Consider the following 16,260-nt stretch of genomic DNA (forward strand, 5'->3'; position numbering starts at 1 on the left):
CCCTAGAGCATCTTCTGCAGAAGGATAAGGTCGATCCAGCGGTCGAACTTGCGCCCGACCTGCGGCAGAACCGCCACCCGTGCGAAACCCATGATTTCGTGGAACCTGACCGCGCCCATGTTCTCGGCGCTGCACCCGGCAAACAGACTGTGCATTGCGCGTGCCTTGGCATGGGCGCACAGCGCATCCATCAGAGCCCGCCCCATACCACGCCCCTGCGCCCGCGGGTTCAGGATCACGGTATGTTCTGCCGTGTGGCGATAGCCCGCCCCGCCGCGAAATTGCGCATAGGTGGCAAAGCCAAGCACGCCATCGTCGTCAGCGACCAGAAAGCCGTGCGCTGGCCCACGTTCCGCGATCATCGCGGCCACATCCGCTGCGGTCTTTTCAACGGGATTGAAGGTGATCGCGGTGTCGCGGATCACGGGATTCCAGATCGCGGCAATGGCGGCGGCGTCATCGGCAGTCGCATCGCGAATGATCACAAGGTCACCGTCCCGCCCGGCGTTTGCAGCGTCGCGCGCAGGCCCATGGCACCGGTCACGAAGACCACGCGAGGATCGGTCAGCCGCAGGCCTTCGCGCAGCAGCGTAGCCTGCGGATGGCTGACCTCCCACGTCAGCAGGCGACACCCGCTGTCCGGCAGGCGTGTCGCAGGCAGGACAACCCCGTCACCCCACTGGATCATGGTCGGCATCGCCCCGTCCAGCGGAAGTCTGCCGTCGTCCGGTACGGTGATGCGCCAGTGCAGATCGCCGCGTGTCAGTGGCACGATGGTGCCGGGATCGACAGGGGCGATGGCGATGGCAGCCCTCAGATCGTCGGTCCGGCAGATCCAGTTTGCCGCGCGCGCAGGCCCGGTGAAATGGTCCATGCCAAACCACGCAGGTCGCCCGGTCGGGGCCGCGTCCGGGTCCAGCGCGATCAGTTCGAGGTAGATGTCTCCCAGCCCCAGCAGCCGGTTATGCGTGCCATAGCGGTCATGCCGCCCCCCCGGTTGCAGCGGCACGCCAAGGCGGTCGGACAGCGCCTTGGCGGCCGTGTCCAGATCGGTGCAGGCGATGGCGATATGATCGAGGGTCAGCATCGCGATTTCGGACTGCATCAGCCACGCGCCGCGCGGATCAGGCGCAGGATGTCGGCCGCGGCCTTGGGGATGTTCGTGCCGGGGCCAAAGATCGCCTTGACGCCCGCATCCGTCAGGAATTTGTAGTCCTGCTGCGGGATCACGCCGCCACAGATCACGAGGATTTCGCCGGCACCCGCCGCCTCAAGCGCGCGGATCAGTTTGGGTGCCAGGGTCTTGTGACCGGCGGCCTGGGACGAGATGCCGATCACATGGACGTCGTTGTCGATGGCGTCCTGCGCTGCCTCCTCCGGCGTCTGGAACAGGGGGCCGACGTCCACGTCGAAACCGATGTCGGCAAAGGCCGTGGCGATGACCTTTGCCCCCCGATCGTGACCGTCCTGCCCCATCTTGACCACCAGCATTCGCGGGCGGCGACCTTCTTCGGCCGCGAAATACTCGACGTCCTTCTGGATCGCGGCAAAGCCCGCGTCACCGTCGTAGGCGGCCCCATAGACACCGGCGAGGGTTTTCACCTCGGCGCGGTGGCGACCAAAGACCGCCTCCATCGCGTCGCTGATCTCGCCCACTGTGGCGCGCTGGCGGGCGGCCTCGACGGCAGCCTCCAGCAGATTGCCGCCCTCTTTCGCGCGGCGGGCAAGCTCGGCCAGGGCCGCGTCACAGGCCGTCTGATCGCGCCCGTCGCGGGTCTTCTTCAGGCGGGCGATCTGGCTGTCACGGACGCCGGCGTTGTCGATGTCGCGGATGTCGATCGGGTCTTCCTTGTCGCGGCGATACTTGTTCACGCCGACGATCACTTCGGTTCCCCGGTCGATGCCCGCCTGCCGCTTCGCCGCCGTCTCTTCGATCCGCAGCTTCGGCATGCCAGAGGCGACGGCCTTCGTCATGCCGCCCATCTCCTCGACCTCTTGCATCAGCGACCACGCGCTCTCAGCCAGATCGTGCGTCAGCTTCTCGACGTAGTAGCTGCCGGCCAGCGGGTCGACGACCTTCGTAACGCCGGTTTCCTCTTGCAGGATCAGTTGCGTATTGCGGGCGATGCGGGCGGCAAAGTCGGAGGGCAAAGCGATTGCCTCGTCCAGCGCGTTGGTGTGCAGCGACTGGGTGCCGCCCAGGACCGCGCTCAATGCCTCGTAAGCGGTGCGGACGACGTTGTTGTAGGGGTCCTGTTCCTGCAGGCTGACGCCGCTGGTCTGGCAGTGGGAGCGCAGCATCGACGACTTGGGGTCGGATGGCGCGAATTCCTCCATCACGCGGGACCACAGCAGGCGGGCGGCCCGCAGTTTCGCCGCCTCCATGAAGAAGTTCATGCCGATGGCAAAGAAGAACGACAGACGCCCGGCGAAGCTGTCCACGTCCATGCCGGCCTTGATCGCCGCGCGCACGTATTCGCGCCCGTCGGCCAAGGTGTAGGCCAGTTCCTGCACGAGGTTCGCGCCGGCTTCCTGCATGTGATAGCCAGAGATCGAGATGGAGTTGAATTTCGGCATGTTGTCGGCGGTATACTGTATGATGTCCGAGATGATCCGCATCGAGGGTTCCGGCGGATAGACATAGGTATTGCGGACCATGAATTCCTTCAGGATGTCATTCTGGATCGTGCCGGACAATACCGCCTTGTCGTGGCCCTGCTCCTCTCCGGTGACGATGAAACTGGCGAGGATCGGGATCACGGCGCCATTCATGGTCATCGACACCGACACCTTGTCGAGCGGGATGCCGTCGAACAGGATCTTCATGTCTTCGACACTGTCGATGGCGACACCGGCCTTGCCGACGTCGCCTTCGACGCGGGGGTGGTCGCTGTCATAGCCCCGGTGCGTCGCCAGATCGAAGGCGACGGAAACGCCCTGCTGACCGCCCGCCAGCGCCGCCTTGTAGAAGGCATTGGATTCTTCTGCCGTCGAAAAACCTGCGTACTGCCGGATCGTCCAGGGGCGGCCCGCATACATCGTGGCCTTCACTCCGCGCGTATAGGGAGCCTGCCCGGGGATGCCGCCCATGTGCGGCAAGCCTTTCACGTCGTCGGCAGTGTAAAGGGGCTGGACGTCGATGCCTTCCAGGGTGTGCCAGGTCAGGTCTGACAGATCGCGGCCCCGCAGTTCCTTTGCTGCGATCTTTTTCCAAGCGGATGTGTCGGTCATCGGTTGTCCCCCATGTTGTCGTCGGTCGTCTTCAGGCACCCTGCGCCCTTTGTCGGACGGATGGTATCTTGATGGCGGTGCGTTCGGTAAAGGTCAAAAGCGGGTCGTCTTGTCCGCGCAAATACGTCAGGTCATCGGCATAAAGGGCGGCCAGCGCCGCACGATCCGCGGCATCGAAAGGCATCCAGGCCCCGGGGGCGTCCGGGATCAGCGCCGCCTCGTCCGGGCGGCCTTGGCGGACCAGTGCATCGCGCAACGTGTCGGTATCCCGACTGCGGTTTGCCCAGACCGGCGTCTGGTCCAGCATGTGCGCCACCCGCGGGTCGCGGCTGAGCATCGTCAGCTGGCGGCGCGGACGTCCCGCAAACGCCTCGAACGTCCATACCGAGATCGGCGTATCCGGACACAGGCGACGCAGATCGCAGACCACATCCGCCCAACAGCGCGGTTGATTGGCGATGCGCTTGCACGCCTCGGCCCCCGGCACACGAGTCCCAGCCATGACTGCGAACGCGATGGAGGAGGCCCAGAATGCCTCGTATCCCCGGATCACGAGACCGATGCGGTCCACGCGTCCGCCAAAGGCATCGCGGAACCGCGCCAGCCGCGCCGCGAGTCCCGGATAAAGGGCCTGTCGCGCGATGTTGTCACGCGGCGTGCCGATCATGTTTTCCTCTGACACCAGCAGCTGACGCACGCCGCGCCGTTCCATGCTGGACAGACGGTTGGCAATGCGTCGCGCGGCCTGCGCGTCCAAGCCAGGATCGTCCTGCGCAGGCGGGCGCACCAACCGGTCGAACAACCCTTCGCGTGTGACGGACGGCGTCCAGGGCATGATGCCAGCACGGATCAGCGGCTGCCTGTTCTGGTCCAGATAGGCCTGAAATGTCGTCGTGGCACAGCGATGGGCCCCGATGTGAAAAACCGTCTCGATCACTTGCCGCACCGTTCCCCACAGCGACCCGACCGGATCGCGGGGCATCTGCACGGTGATCATCATGCGTGCCGCGCCTTCAAGATCGAGTTAACTGTGATCCGGGGGGCGATATGGCGCATCGTAAAGGCCGGTTTCATGATTATATGCAAAGTCATGAAGCACATAATCCTTGCCGTCCTTGGCCTTGCCATGACCCTGTCCGTTCCTGCCCAGGCAGAAGAGACCGACCCTGTAGCCGCATGGAATGCGGACCGCACGCTGCCCGTCGATGCCGCCGGGCTGGACCTCAGCGCGTTCCAATGGGTCGCGCGCCCCGTTGTCGTCTTTGCGGATTCGCCCAACGATCCCCAGTTCGTCCAGCAGATGGAGCTGTTCGCAGACCGGCCCGAAGAGCTTGCCCTGCGTGACGTTGTTGTGATCTTCGACACCGACCCGGAGGCGCGGGGCGACATCCGGCTGGAGCTGCGTCCGCGCGGGTTCATGCTGGCCTTAGTGGGCAAGGATGGCCAGATCGAGGCGCGCAAGACGCGGCCCTGGGACGTCCGGGAACTGTCGCGATCCATCGACAAGATGCCGATGCGGCAGCAGGAAATACAGGACCGACGTGGCGTGGACCCGTAGTCCGGACCGGTCATGGTCGCCCGCGCCCTGCCGCAGCCACAGCCCACCAGGCCAGTGCCAGCAGGACCAGCAGGTTCAGGACCCAGACCAGCAGCGGACTGAACCCCGTGACCGCCATGATCCGACCGACCAGATACAGGACGGCATAGACTGCAAGGGCACCCAGCACGAAGGTGCGCATCGGCTCCAGCGGGACGCCGCAGGCGCGTACGATGCCCCAGAAGACGATGACCGCGATCATCGGCGTCGTGTATGTGGTCGCAGGCAGTTCAGTGGCGTAGGTGATCGCCCCGTCCGGAATCATCACGATCAGCGCACCCAGGGCCGCCGCGATGGCAACCACGCAGGCCATGGCCCAGATCACGACAAGCGGCAGCCTTCGGGTCATTCGAACTCCATGATCACATCATCGACCGCAAGGCTGTCGCCGGCTGCTGCATTGACCTTTGACACCACGCCCCGCCGTTCGGCGCGCAGGATATTCTCCATCTTCATGGCCTCGACGGTGCAGAGGGTCTGGCCTTCCTGTACCTCGTCGCCCACCGCGACATCGACCTTCACGATCAGGCCCGGCATCGGACACAGGAGCAGCCGCGACGTATCGGTGGCAACCTTTTCCGGCATCAGAAGGGCCAGCGCCGCCTGACGCGGCGTGCGCACGTGCACCTTCAGATCGGCCCCCCGGTGCCGCACGCGGTAGCCGCCGGGGATGCGCGCCGCCTTCAGCACCAACGGACTGCCGTCCACGGTCAACCGGGCAAGGGGCTGGCCGGGTTGCCAGGTGCTTTCGACGCGCAGGGTCTGGCCTGCGACCGTCACATCCGCGCCATTCCTGTCCGCCTTGACCAGCGTATCAAAGGACTGCCCCTGCACCGCGACATTCCAGTCAGAGCCGACGTGACGTTCGTGATTGTCCATCCGCCCGCTGATCCGGGTCCGGCGGATTTCGCTGATCCGGTGCATCGCCGTCACCGCGGCCGCAATCCGCTTCAGGGTCACGTCTACCAGTGCCACCCCGTCAAAGCCGTTGGGAAATTCCTCGGCGATGAAGGCGGTGGTCATTTCGCCGGATGTGAACTTCGGATGATCCATCACGGCCGCGAGGAACGGCAGGTTATGCCCGATCCCTTCCAGCTCGAACCCGTCAAGCGCGAGACGCATCTCCTCGATCGCCTCTGCGCGGGTCGGAGCCCAGGTGCACAGCTTGGCGATCATCGGGTCGTAGAACATGCTGATCTCACCGCCCTCGAACACGCCGGTATCGTTGCGCACCGCGCGCTGATCCGTCGCCTCCTCGACCGGGGGGCGATAGCGGGTCAGCCGCCCGATGGACGGCAGGAACCCGCGATAGGGGTCTTCGGCATAAAGCCGGCTTTCGATGGCCCAACCGTTGATCGTCAGATCGCTTTGCCCAAAGGGCAACTTTTCACCCGCCGCGACGCGGATCATCTGTTCGACAAGGTCGATGCCGGTGATCATTTCCGTGACCGGATGTTCGACCTGCAAGCGTGTGTTCATTTCAAGAAAGTAGAAGTTGCGGTCGCCGTCGACGATGAATTCCACCGTGCCGGCGCTCGTGTAACCCACCGCCTGCGCCAATGCGACCGACTGCGCGCCCATCGCGGCGCGCGTTTCCTCATCAAGGAACGGGCTCGGGGCCTCCTCAATGACCTTCTGATTACGGCGCTGGATCGAACACTCACGCTCGTGCAGGTAGACCGCATTGCCGTGGCTGTCGGCGAGCACCTGAATTTCGATGTGACGCGGCTGCGTCACGAACTTCTCGATGAAGATGCGGTCGTCGCCGAAACTGTTCGCCGCCTCGTTCTTGGACGATTGGAACCCCTCGCGGACCTCGTCTTCCTTCCAGGCGATCCGCATGCCCTTGCCACCGCCGCCGGCACTGGCCTTGATCATCACCGGATAGCCGATCTGTCCCGCGATCCTGATCGCTTCGTCCGCATCGGCAATCAGCCCCATGTGGCCCGGCACGGTGCTGACACCCGCCTCCTGCGCCAGCTTCTTGGACGTGATCTTGTCGCCCATCGCCTCGATCGCCTTGACCGGCGGGCCGATGAAGGCGACGCCGGCGGCCTGCAACGCTTGCGCGAATTTCGGATTCTCGGACAGGAAGCCGTAACCGGGATGCACGGCCTCTGCCCCGGTCTGGCGGATCGCATCCATGATTCTGTCGATCACGATATAGGACTGATTGGCGGGACTCGGCCCGATATGCACCGCCTCGTCCGCCATCTTGACGTGCAGGGCATTGCGGTCCGCATCGGAATAGACCGCGACCGTCGCGATGCCCATACGGCGCGCCGTCTTGATGACGCGGCAGGCGATCTCGCCCCGGTTGGCGATCAGGATCTTCTTGAACATGTGTCAGTCCTTCAAACGAAAATCGCCGCCGGGGCAAGGCCCCGACGGCGATCGATGGTCGTGGTCCGCGCCGCAGCGCGAAGCGACTTAGCGGGTCGGGCGGCAGATGCCGGCGTCGTCGCAGAGCAGGCCAGCGGCCGCGCCGGCCAGCGCCGTGCCGGTCGGGTCGGTGTTGAGGACGCCGGATGCGGCAGCACCGGCACCGGCACCGATGAGGCCACGCTCCAGATCGGAGTCACCGATGCCGGAACCGGCGCAGGCGGACAGACCGAGGGCGGCGATGGGGGCGAGGAGCCAGGTAGCTTTGAACATGTGATTATGCTTTCGTTAAGGTTGTTGACGTGTGCAAGGTCGCGTTTGTCTTCGGGCAACTCAAGCCCGATTGCAGACAAAAGGCGCTTTACCGCCGTTAAGTTCCGCGAAATGCGACCGCTATGCAATAACACCGCGACAGGACGGCCCAATGTCGGGTCGACCACCCTTCGAAGACCATTGCGCGCCCTCACTCGAACGCTTCCGGAAAGCTGACACGCGCACGCGTCACGTCGATCCGCAGCAGCGCGTCGTAGGATTCGGCATCGAAAGGGTCTTCGACGGCGACGACTTCCCGCTCGAACAGCCAGCTGAGCCGGCCCGCATCCAGGTTGCCCCGCACGAAAGGGTCTTCGCCGAAATGTTGCCAAAGGGCCTGCATGAAGGCGCTGTCCGCCTTGCGGTCCGGCGGCCGACGGTCGGCATAGCGTTCGCGCGCAACCAGCTTCGTTGCGCCGTCCTTGTGGCCGCGCCTGATGACGAACTGATAATCGGTGCCGTGCAGGCGGCCGGGAAAGCCGCGATGCTTTTCCATCACGCGGCCCTCTTTGCGATTTTACAGATCTGACGCGACCTCGGGCAGACCGACGCGCGCTTGCCCTCTCGATCCGCTGACGGCGACAAGCGCCATGAGGGCCACGACGCAAAAAACCTTGAAACCGTTCGACATCTGCCTGATCCACCTGACTGCTGCGGCCCGCGTTGATCGCAGGTCCACAAGGGACGCGCGCTTGCCGCGCGCAGGGATATCTTATCACCGGTCCCGATTCGGACGAGCAGTCGATTTCCGCGATCCGCCCACCGTGGCAGGTTTGCACCGCGCGTTGGGCGGATTGTTGCCATCGGTATCGCGGGCATCAGAAGTCCTCCCAGATGCAGGCATTGGCTTCCAACCGAAACGGTTGAAAGAATTGGGTCACGTCAGGGCTGTAGGTGCCAAAGGCTACCGGCTTGTCCGAGATCGAGACGACGACCTCGCCGCTGTCCCAGCCATTGCCCTGCAACGCGGGCACGATCACGCGGTCGCAGACGTATTGAAGATCATCGATGACATCGGCAAAGACCTTCTGCCCGCCGTCGGGTCCGATCGCCGGCACGATGAACCGAAACCGCGCCACCTTGGTGTCCGCTTCCAGTATCACGTCGTTCAGCGAAATCTCCAAACCTGAAGGCACGCTGATCTGCTGCGCCGCAAGAGGTGTCGCCCAAAAGGCAGCCGCAATCAGCGATCCCGCAAGGCCGCGATAAGATCGTCCTTGGACATGTCCGACCGGCCCGCGATCTCCAACTCCTGCGCGCGCGCGTAAAGATCGTCCTTCGACCAGTCTTCGTACGGCGGTGCCTTGCCGCCCTTCTCGCTCGGGTGCTGGTCCGGTGCGGCTTGCGCATTGGCGATCCGCGCGGCTTTCTCCTGCGACGCGCCCTGGTTTCGCAGGGCCTCGTAGGTCTCGTCGTCCTTGATCCTCGGTCCATGATCCTTGGTCATCGCGCCCTCCTTTCGGGCGCAACGACAGACCCGCCGACCGAGTTCCCCCGTTCATCTGGCCAGTTGAACTCCGGGGGGAGTCCGCGCCTTGCGGACGGGGGGCTGGCCCCCCTCTTTGCGGACCGGGACTAAAGCGGGATGTTGTCATGCTTCTTCCACGGGTTCTGCAGGGACTTGCCGCGCAGGGACGCAAAGGCACGGCACACCCGCCGGCGGGTGGATCGGGGCATGATCACCTCATCGATGAACCCCTTGGAGGCCGCGACGAAAGGATTGGCGAACCGATCCTCGTATTCCTTGGTGCGCGTGGCGATCTCTTCGGCGGACTTGCCGCGATAGATGATCTCGGTCGCGCCCTTGGCCCCCATCACCGCGATTTCGGCCGTGGGCCAGGCATAGTTGAAGTCGCCGCGCAGATGCTTGGACGCCATGACGTCGTAGGCACCGCCGTAGGCCTTGCGGGTGATCACCGTGACCTTCGGCACCGTCGCCTCGCCATAGGCGAACAGCAGCTTGGCCCCATGCTTGATGACGCCGCCATATTCCTGAGACGTGCCCGGCAGGAACCCCGGCACGTCGACCAGCGTCAGGATCGGGATCTCGAAGGCGTCGCAGAACCGCACGAACCGCGCCGCCTTGCGCGCGCTGTCGATGTCCAGACACCCGGCCAACACCATCGGCTGGTTTGCCACGACGCCGACGGTGGACCCTTCCAGCCGGATGAAGCCGGTCAGGATGTTGCGGGCGAAATCCGCCTGGATCTCGTAGAAGTCGCCTTCGTCTGCCAGCTTGTGGATCAGCTCTTTCATGTCGTAGGGCGTGTTCGCATTGTCGGGGATCAGCGTATCGAGGCTATCTTCGATCCGGTTCACGTCGTCGAAGAAGGGCCGCGTCGGCACCGACTTGCGGTTGTTCAGCGGCAGGAAATCGAACAGGCGACGACATTCGGCAATCGCCTCTACATCGTTGTCGAACGCCCCGTCCGCGACAGAGGATTTCTTCGTATGCGTGCCGGCCCCGCCCAGTTCTTCGGCGGTCACGACCTCGTTCGTGACGGTCTTCACCACATCGGGGCCCGTCACGAACATGTATGACGTGTCGCGCACCATGAAGATGAAATCGGTCATGGCGGGCGAATAGACGGCGCCACCCGCGCAGGGTCCCATGATCAGGCTGATCTGCGGCACCACACCGGACGCCATGATGTTGCGCTGAAACACCTCGGCGTAGCCCGCAAGGGACGCGACGCCTTCCTGAATACGCGCGCCGCCGGAATCGTTGATGCCGATCACCGGCGCGCCGTTCTGCATCGCCATGTCCATGATCTTGCAGATCTTCAGGGCATGGGTTTCCGACAGCGACCCGCCGAAGACAGTGAAGTCCTGTGAGAATATATAGACCATCCGCCCGTTGATCGTGCCCCATCCAGTCACGACGCCGTCACCCATCGGCGTGCTGTCCTGCATCCCGAAGTCGATGGCGCGGTGGGTGACGAAGGCATCGAATTCCTCGAAGCTGCCTTCGTCCAGCAGCAGTTCGATGCGCTCGCGCGCAGTCAGCTTGCCCTTGGCATGCTGCGCGTCGATCCGGTCCTGACCACCGCCAAGCTGCGATTCCGCGCGTCGCGCCTCAAGCGCGTCCAGATGGTCTTTCATGGTGTCCCCCGCAGCCTGCGTCTTGCCTTGGCAGGGATCATAGGGACCGCTGGCCAACAGGTGAAGCCACAAAGCGCCTGTGACGCCGCGGTCCTGTCAAGAAATTTTCCAATATCGACGGCGGGATGGCTGCGCCGCGGTGCAACCTGACGCCGTTAGCGCTATCCCCTGCAACGCAACGAACCGTTCATTTTCGCACAGTGGGGCGGGCCGAAATGCGGATGGACATGGCGACGCGCACCCTTAACGTGCCGCCATGCAAAATCCGCCCCAGATCCGGTTCTTCGACAGCCGTACCCCGCCCCACATTGCGACGCTGATCCTTCTGGCTGGCATCCCCGCACTGAACATGTCGATCTTTCTGCCGTCCCTGACGCGCATGGCGGAATTCTTTCAGACCGACTACGCCACCATGCAGTTCTCGGTGTCCGGCTATCTGGCGGCGACGGCGATCCTGCAGATTTTCGTCGGCCCGCTGTCGGACCGGTTCGGGCGGCGCAAGCTGATGCTGGGGTCTCTCATCATTTTCATCGTGGCGACGGTCGGTGCGCTGATGACGACCAGCATTGCCGCCTTTCTGGGGTTCCGCATCCTGCAGTCCGTCGTCGCCACAGGGATCGTGCTGTCGCGGGCCATCGTGCGCGACATCTATCCGGCGGACGAAAGCGCGTCCAAGATCGGCTATGTCACGATGGGCATGGCCGTGATCCCGATGATCGGTCCGACCATCGGCGGCGTGCTGGATCAGGCCTTTGGCTGGCAGTCGTCCTTCGTGTTCCTGTCGCTGGCCGGCGCGCTGGTGTTCGTGTTCGCCTGGTTCGATCAGGGAGAGACCGTCCGGGGTGGCGGCACCACGTTCCGCGCGCAGTTGCGCAGCTATCCCGATCTGCTGAGCGCGCCGCGCTTCTGGGGATACGCGCTGTGCGCCGCCTTCGGGTCGGGGTCGTTCTTCGCCTTCCTCGGTGGGGCCGCCTATGTCGCGGACCACATCTATGGCCTGTCGCCGATGCTGACCGGCACGGCGTTGGGCGCTCCCGCCATCGGCTACGCTTTGGGCAACTTCCTGACCGGGCGTTATGCCGTGCGGTTCGGTATCGACCTTATGGCGCTGACCGGGTGCATCGTCAGCATCGTGGGTCTTGGCGTGTCGCTGCTGCTGTCGGTCGCCGGATACAATTCGGCATTGCTGTTCTTTGGCTTCTGCACCTTGCTGGGCTTGGGCAACGGCCTGATGCTGCCCAACGCCACGGCGGGCCTTCTGTCGGTGCGACCCCTTCTGGCAGGCACCGCTTCGGGCCTTGGAGGCGCCTTGATGATCGGAGGCGGTGCGGCCCTGTCGCAATTCGCCGGCGGCCTGCTGGACGATGCATCAGGCACGGTGCCGCTTCAGGCCCTTATGCTGGCCAGTGCCGTGCTGGCGCTGGCGTCGATCGTCGTCGTGATGGTCCGCACGAACACTCTGGCGCGGCGGCAGGCCATCTGACGACGCTCGCGACTGTTGCGATCAGCTGTTGGCGTAGGCCGCCATCACGTCGTCGCTTGCTTCCACGTTCGTCGTGACGGATTGCACGTCATCGTCGTCTTCCAGCGTCTCGACCAGCTTCATCAGCTTGGTCAGGCCGTCCAGATCCAGTTCGGTCTGCATGTTCGGCTGCCAGATCAGCTTGGTGCTTTCGGCCTCGCCCAATGCGTCTTCCAGTGCCGTCGACACCTCGTTCAGGTCGGTCGGGGCGCAGATGACGACGTGATTGTCCTCGTCGGACTGCACGTCCTCGGCGCCGGCCTCGATCGCCGCCATCATCACGATATCCTCGTCGCCGACGGAGGCCGGATAGACGATCTGGCCCTTGCGGTCGAACATGAAGCCGACGCTGCCGGTCTCGCCCAGGTTGCCGCCGTTCTTGGTAAAGGTGGACCGCACATTGGACGCGGTGCGGTTGCGGTTGTCGGTCATCGCCTCGACGATCACCGCGACGCCGTTCGGGCCATACCCTTCGTAGCGGATCTCGTCATAACTTTCCGCGTCACCGCCGACAGCCTTGGTGATCGCGCGCTCGATCACTTCCTTGGGCACCGAGGACTGCTTGGCCTCCTTCACCGCAAGGCGCAGGCGCGGGTTCTTGTCCGGGTCCGGGTCGCCCATCTTGGCGGCCACCGTGATTTCCTTGCTCATCTTGGAGAACAGCTTGGCGCGCAGCTTGTCCTGACGCCCCTTGCGGTGCTGGATGTTCGCCCATTTGGAATGCCCGGCCATGGCGTGAACCCCTTATCTGGTCTGTCGGTGATTGCGCGTCGTTCTAGCGCGGTGCCCCCTGCCCCGCAAGCCTGCCGCTTACAGCGGATAGATCAGCGGAATGGCGACCGAACAGATCACCGCCAGCGACAGGTTCAACGGCACGCCGATGCGCAGGAAGTCGGTAAAGCGGTAGCCGCCGGGCCCATAGACAAGCGTGTTCGTCTGGTACCCGATGGGGGTGGAAAAGCTGGCCGAGGCAGCCATCATCACCGCAATCACCAACGGCCGCGGATCGACCGCGAGCGCGGTGGCCAGGCCGATGGCGATGGGAGTCATGACCACCGCGACCGCGTTGTTCGACACAAGCTCTGTCAGCAACATCGAAAGTGTGTAGACGGCAAAGACCACGACGAAGGCCGGCAGGACCATCATGTAGGGGGCCAGCGACCCGGCGATGATCTCGACGGCACCCGATTCCTCCAACGCGGCCCCAACGGCCAGCATCGCAAAGATCAGCGCCAACAGGTGGCCGTCGATGGACTGAAACGCTTCGTCCGCGTCGATGCAACCCGTCAAAAGGACAATCACCGCCCCCAGAAACGCCAGCTGCAGGATGGGTGCGACGTTGAAGGCCGCCAGCACCACGACCGCCAGCATCACGGCGATCGCGATGGGCGCGTGGGTGCGCCGATAGGCGCGGGCCGAGGGTTTCGACACATCGGCCAGGTTCATGTCGGCGGCGAGACGCTGGATATCTTCCGGCGTGCCTTCCAGCAGAAGGGTGTCACCGACCTTGACCACCAGATCGTCCAGTTGCCGCCCGATGTTGCGGTCGCGACGATGCACCGCCAGCGTATAGACGCCGTAGCGCCGGCGCAGGCGCATGGCACCAAGGCTGCGGCCGACCATCCGGCATTCGGGCGAAATCAGGACCTCGACGGTGCTGGTCTCGACCGCGGACACCTGATCGACGCGCCGCAGTTCCTTCGTCGCCTGCAAGGACAGAAGCTCCGTCATCGCCGTGCGCAACACGACCCGGTCGCCGACCTCGAGCGTGACGCTTTCCATGTCGCGGCGCAGGGAGGCGTCGCCGCGGATGACGTCGATCAGGCGCACGCCTTCACGTTTGAACAACTGCACGCTCAGCACTTCGCGGCCCAAGAGGTTGCTGTCGGGCGGAATCACCGCTTCGGTGAAGAAGCGCATCCTGGACCGGTCCGACAGCATGGTCGCCATGCTGGTCCGGTCGGGCAGCAGGCGATTGCCGAACAGGTACAGATAACCCATCGTCCAGACGGCAATCACGATGCCGATCGGCGTGACCTCGAAGATGCCGAAGGGTTCCATGCCGGACTGGCGGGCCACGCCATCGACCACAAGGTTCGTCGACGTGCCGATCAGCGTCAGCGTGCCGCCCACGATGGACCCATAGGACAAGGGGATCAGCAGCTTGGAGGCCGAGACCTTCAGCGTGCGGGCCATCTGCACGAAGACCGGCAACATCACGACCACGACCGGCGTGTTGTTCACGAAGGCAGAGGCGGAAATGACGAATCCCATGACGCCGCCGACCGCATGTTTCGGGTTCCGCTTGGCCGCCCGCTCGGCCATCTGCGTGACGTAATCCAGCGCGCCGGTGCGCACGAGAGCGCCCATGATGATGAACATCATCGCGATGGTCCAGGGGGCGGCATTCGACAGGACCTTCACTGCCTCGTCGTAGGGCAGGATTCCCGTGAACAGCAGGATCGCGGCCCCCAGCATGGCCACGACCTCGGTCGGGAAGGTTTCGCGCAGGAACAGCGCGAACATCGCTGCCAGCAGCAGCAATGTGGCGATGGCCTGATGCTGCATCAGGAAGGGAAGGTCTAACATCAGGATGCCTTCAGAAGGATGGTTCGCCTTTGTCGCGCGGCGCGACGGCCACCGCAACGATCATACGAGGATGGAACGGTCAGCTGCCGGGACCCGACTGCGACAGCCGCCCGCCTTGCCGCACCATGATGCAGGTCGTGGCCTGCCCGGTGCGGTCGTCGGTCTCGACATAAAGCCCGGACAGGGTCGCCTCGCCCTCTGCCGGGTTGAAGCGACCCTTCGGCATCCCCGTGATGAACCGGCGCAGCGGTTCGGCCTTGTCCATGCCGATCACGCTGTCGTAGTCGCCGCACATGCCCGCGTCGGACTGGAACGCGGTGCCGCCGGGCAGGATCATCGCATCGGCCGTCGGCACATGGGTATGGGTGCCGACGACGATGCTGGCGCGCCCGTCGCAGTAGTGACCGACGGCCATCTTTTCGGACGTCGCCTCGCAATGGATGTCGATCAGCGACGCCTGCACCTGTCCGCCCATCGGATACTGTTTCAGCACCGTCTCCAGCGCCGAGAATGGATCGTCGAAGGGCCGCTTCATGAAGACCTGACCCAGCGCCTGTGCCACCAGGACCTTGCGTCCGCGCGCATCGGAAAAGACGCGCGCACCCGCACCGGGAGCGCCCTTGGCGTAATTCAGCGGGCGGATCAGGCGCGGCTCCTTCTCGATGAAACTCAGCATGTCCCGCTGATCGAAGGCATGATCGCCCAGCGTCACCACATCGGCCCCGGCCTTGAGGATGGCCTTGGCATGGTCGGCGGACAGACCTGACCCGTTGGTCGCATTCTCGCCGTTGACCACGACGAAATCGAGTTTCCAATCCTTGCGCAGGTGCGGCAGATGATCGGTGATGGCGCTGCGGCCGGCGCGTCCCATGACGTCGCCCAGGAACATGATTTTCATGGTACCCTGTTAGGGACTGAGCGAAAAATCTTCTAGAAGATTCTTCTGTGGCAGACCGCCGCGCAGTCTTGCCGTGTCAGGGTCGGACGGACCGGCGCGTCAGGTCGCGATGATACCATGCTCCGTGACGATCATGTCGAGCGGCTGGTCCGTCGCCTCGATCGGCAGATCATCCGTCTGCTGTGCGGCGAACGCGAACCCGATGGCCAATACCGGACCGCGCGCGCGCAGAGCCTGCAACGTGCGGTCGTAGAAGCCGCCGCCATAGCCCAACCGCCCGCCGTGCACATCGAAGGCGACAAGCGGCACGATCAGAATGTCAGGTGTCATCCAGTCGCCACCTTCGGGCACCGGCGCGCCGAACAGGCCCGGCACCGTGGCGCAGCCCGGGGTCCACGTTCGAAAACGCAGAGGTGCATCGCGGGCCACGATCACCGGCATCCCGACAGGGCCATGCGCCGCGGCCTCTGCCAGTGCTGGGACCGGGTCGATCTCGGTCCGCATCGGAAGGTAGCCGGCCAGCGGCACGCCGCGGTGTCGGGCCAGCACCTGTGACAGATGCCCCGCCTGTGGACCGCCCACCGCATGGGCCCGGGCGCGCCGGGTCAGGGCCGCCGCACGCGCCAT

At 64.4% G+C, this 16,260-nt stretch carries 17 protein-coding genes; 2 read left to right on the forward strand and 15 right to left on the reverse strand.

Features of this window, described 5'->3' with window-relative positions; all coding sequences use genetic code 11:
* Nucleotides 1–2 precede the first annotated feature (2 nt).
* The 4 genes from ACOI1H_RS02450 to ACOI1H_RS02465 are packed head-to-tail and all read right to left on the reverse strand — an operon-like array spanning nucleotide 3 to nucleotide 4,231.
* Entirely contained in the window at nucleotides 3–482 is a 480-nt protein-coding gene (locus tag ACOI1H_RS02450) for a GNAT family N-acetyltransferase (protein ID WP_422435198.1), read from the reverse strand.
* Nucleotides 482–1,105, reverse strand: a complete 624-nt coding sequence (locus ACOI1H_RS02455) for a VOC family protein (protein ID WP_422435134.1) — start codon at nucleotides 1,103–1,105, stop codon at nucleotides 482–484. The genes ACOI1H_RS02450 and ACOI1H_RS02455 overlap by 1 nt, the downstream gene beginning before the upstream one ends.
* A complete protein-coding gene (gene scpA / locus ACOI1H_RS02460) occupies nucleotides 1,105–3,231 on the reverse strand; it encodes a methylmalonyl-CoA mutase (protein WP_422435135.1) in 2,127 nt (708 codons plus the stop codon). Before scpA ends, ACOI1H_RS02455 begins: the two co-directional genes overlap by 1 nt.
* Before the next feature lie 31 nt (nucleotides 3,232–3,262).
* A complete protein-coding gene (locus tag ACOI1H_RS02465) occupies nucleotides 3,263–4,231 on the reverse strand; it encodes a hypothetical protein (RefSeq protein WP_422435136.1) in 969 nt (322 codons plus the stop codon).
* 72 nt (nucleotides 4,232–4,303) lie between these two features.
* On the opposite strand from ACOI1H_RS02465, the gene ACOI1H_RS02470 reads away from it, so the two are divergent.
* Nucleotides 4,304–4,789, forward strand: a complete 486-nt coding sequence (locus ACOI1H_RS02470) for a DUF4174 domain-containing protein (protein WP_422435137.1) — start codon at nucleotides 4,304–4,306, stop codon at nucleotides 4,787–4,789.
* Between the two features lie 10 nt (nucleotides 4,790–4,799).
* Here the strand turns inward: ACOI1H_RS02470 and ACOI1H_RS02475 are convergent, their stop codons facing one another.
* The 7 genes from ACOI1H_RS02475 to ACOI1H_RS02505 form a co-directional block, all read right to left on the reverse strand.
* Nucleotides 4,800–5,177, reverse strand: coding sequence for a hypothetical protein (locus ACOI1H_RS02475; protein WP_422435138.1), 378 nt, complete (start codon nucleotides 5,175–5,177; stop codon nucleotides 4,800–4,802).
* Entirely contained in the window at nucleotides 5,174–7,171 is a 1,998-nt protein-coding gene (locus tag ACOI1H_RS02480) for an acetyl-CoA carboxylase biotin carboxylase subunit (protein ID WP_422435139.1), read from the reverse strand. Before ACOI1H_RS02480 ends, ACOI1H_RS02475 begins: the two co-directional genes overlap by 4 nt.
* A gap of 87 nt (nucleotides 7,172–7,258) precedes the next feature.
* A complete protein-coding gene (locus ACOI1H_RS02485; protein WP_422435140.1) occupies nucleotides 7,259–7,483 on the reverse strand; it encodes a hypothetical protein in 225 nt (74 codons plus the stop codon).
* 190 nt (nucleotides 7,484–7,673) lie between these two features.
* Nucleotides 7,674–8,018 (reverse strand): hypothetical protein, encoded by a 345-nt coding sequence (locus tag ACOI1H_RS02490; protein ID WP_422435141.1) that lies wholly within the window; start codon nucleotides 8,016–8,018, stop codon nucleotides 7,674–7,676.
* A gap of 322 nt (nucleotides 8,019–8,340) precedes the next feature.
* Complete coding sequence (locus ACOI1H_RS02495) at nucleotides 8,341–8,808, reverse strand: DUF6497 family protein (RefSeq protein ID WP_422435199.1); 468 nt, start codon at nucleotides 8,806–8,808, stop codon at nucleotides 8,341–8,343.
* On the reverse strand, nucleotides 8,706–8,969 hold the full coding sequence (locus tag ACOI1H_RS02500) for a DUF7218 family protein (RefSeq protein WP_422435142.1): 264 nt from the start codon (nucleotides 8,967–8,969) through the stop codon (nucleotides 8,706–8,708). The genes ACOI1H_RS02495 and ACOI1H_RS02500 overlap by 103 nt, the downstream gene beginning before the upstream one ends.
* Nucleotides 8,970–9,097: 128 nt before the next feature.
* Nucleotides 9,098–10,624 carry an acyl-CoA carboxylase subunit beta gene (locus ACOI1H_RS02505; protein WP_422435143.1) on the reverse strand — a complete coding sequence of 509 codons (1,527 nt, stop codon included), beginning with the start codon at nucleotides 10,622–10,624 and terminating at the stop codon, nucleotides 9,098–9,100.
* Nucleotides 10,625–10,880: 256 nt separating this feature from the next.
* Between ACOI1H_RS02505 and ACOI1H_RS02510 the strand changes: the two genes are divergently transcribed.
* Nucleotides 10,881–12,107: a multidrug effflux MFS transporter gene (locus ACOI1H_RS02510; RefSeq protein WP_422435144.1), complete on the forward strand. Its 1,227-nt coding sequence runs from the start codon at nucleotides 10,881–10,883 to the stop codon at nucleotides 12,105–12,107.
* Between the two features lie 21 nt (nucleotides 12,108–12,128).
* Here the strand turns inward: ACOI1H_RS02510 and ACOI1H_RS02515 are convergent, their stop codons facing one another.
* The 4 genes from ACOI1H_RS02515 to ACOI1H_RS02530 all read right to left on the reverse strand — a co-directional run bounded on the left by ACOI1H_RS02515 (nucleotide 12,129) and on the right by ACOI1H_RS02530 (nucleotide 16,260).
* Complete coding sequence (locus ACOI1H_RS02515; RefSeq protein ID WP_422435145.1) at nucleotides 12,129–12,878, reverse strand: YebC/PmpR family DNA-binding transcriptional regulator; 750 nt, start codon at nucleotides 12,876–12,878, stop codon at nucleotides 12,129–12,131.
* A 78-nt stretch (nucleotides 12,879–12,956) separates the two neighbouring features.
* Entirely contained in the window at nucleotides 12,957–14,735 is a 1,779-nt protein-coding gene (locus ACOI1H_RS02520) for an SLC13 family permease (RefSeq protein WP_422435146.1), read from the reverse strand.
* Nucleotides 14,736–14,814: 79 nt separating this feature from the next.
* Nucleotides 14,815–15,633, reverse strand: coding sequence for a TIGR00282 family metallophosphoesterase (locus tag ACOI1H_RS02525; RefSeq protein ID WP_422435147.1), 819 nt, complete (start codon nucleotides 15,631–15,633; stop codon nucleotides 14,815–14,817).
* Between the two features lie 99 nt (nucleotides 15,634–15,732).
* On the reverse strand, nucleotides 15,733–16,260 hold the full coding sequence (locus tag ACOI1H_RS02530; protein WP_422435148.1) for a 5-formyltetrahydrofolate cyclo-ligase: 528 nt from the start codon (nucleotides 16,258–16,260) through the stop codon (nucleotides 15,733–15,735).

This window comes from Loktanella sp. DJP18, assembly GCF_049310965.1.
Classification (GTDB): domain Bacteria; phylum Pseudomonadota; class Alphaproteobacteria; order Rhodobacterales; family Rhodobacteraceae; genus Loktanella.

Excerpts from the sequence above, each read along its gene's own strand:
- ACOI1H_RS02455 (WP_422435134.1), bottom strand. The coding sequence starts at position 1,105 with ATGCAGTCCGAAATCGCGATGCTGACCCTCGATCATATCGCCATCGCC.
- scpA (WP_422435135.1), bottom strand. The coding sequence starts at position 3,231 with ATGACCGACACATCCGCTTGGAAAAAGATCGCAGCAAAGGAACTGCGG.
- ACOI1H_RS02465 (WP_422435136.1), bottom strand. The coding sequence starts at position 4,231 with ATGATGATCACCGTGCAGATGCCCCGCGATCCGGTCGGGTCGCTGTGG.
- ACOI1H_RS02470 (WP_422435137.1), top strand. The coding sequence starts at position 4,304 with ATGATTATATGCAAAGTCATGAAGCACATAATCCTTGCCGTCCTTGGC.
- ACOI1H_RS02475 (WP_422435138.1), bottom strand. The coding sequence starts at position 5,177 with ATGACCCGAAGGCTGCCGCTTGTCGTGATCTGGGCCATGGCCTGCGTG.
- ACOI1H_RS02480 (WP_422435139.1), bottom strand. The coding sequence starts at position 7,171 with ATGTTCAAGAAGATCCTGATCGCCAACCGGGGCGAGATCGCCTGCCGC.
- ACOI1H_RS02485 (WP_422435140.1), bottom strand. The coding sequence starts at position 7,483 with ATGTTCAAAGCTACCTGGCTCCTCGCCCCCATCGCCGCCCTCGGTCTG.
- ACOI1H_RS02490 (WP_422435141.1), bottom strand. The coding sequence starts at position 8,018 with ATGGAAAAGCATCGCGGCTTTCCCGGCCGCCTGCACGGCACCGATTAT.
- ACOI1H_RS02500 (WP_422435142.1), bottom strand. The coding sequence starts at position 8,969 with ATGACCAAGGATCATGGACCGAGGATCAAGGACGACGAGACCTACGAG.
- ACOI1H_RS02505 (WP_422435143.1), bottom strand. The coding sequence starts at position 10,624 with ATGAAAGACCATCTGGACGCGCTTGAGGCGCGACGCGCGGAATCGCAG.
- ACOI1H_RS02510 (WP_422435144.1), top strand. The coding sequence starts at position 10,881 with ATGCAAAATCCGCCCCAGATCCGGTTCTTCGACAGCCGTACCCCGCCC.
- ACOI1H_RS02515 (WP_422435145.1), bottom strand. The coding sequence starts at position 12,878 with ATGGCCGGGCATTCCAAATGGGCGAACATCCAGCACCGCAAGGGGCGT.
- ACOI1H_RS02520 (WP_422435146.1), bottom strand. The coding sequence starts at position 14,735 with ATGTTAGACCTTCCCTTCCTGATGCAGCATCAGGCCATCGCCACATTG.
- ACOI1H_RS02525 (WP_422435147.1), bottom strand. The coding sequence starts at position 15,633 with ATGAAAATCATGTTCCTGGGCGACGTCATGGGACGCGCCGGCCGCAGC.
- ACOI1H_RS02530 (WP_422435148.1), bottom strand. The coding sequence starts at position 16,260 with ATGGCGCGTGCGGCGGCCCTGACCCGGCGCGCCCGGGCCCATGCGGTG.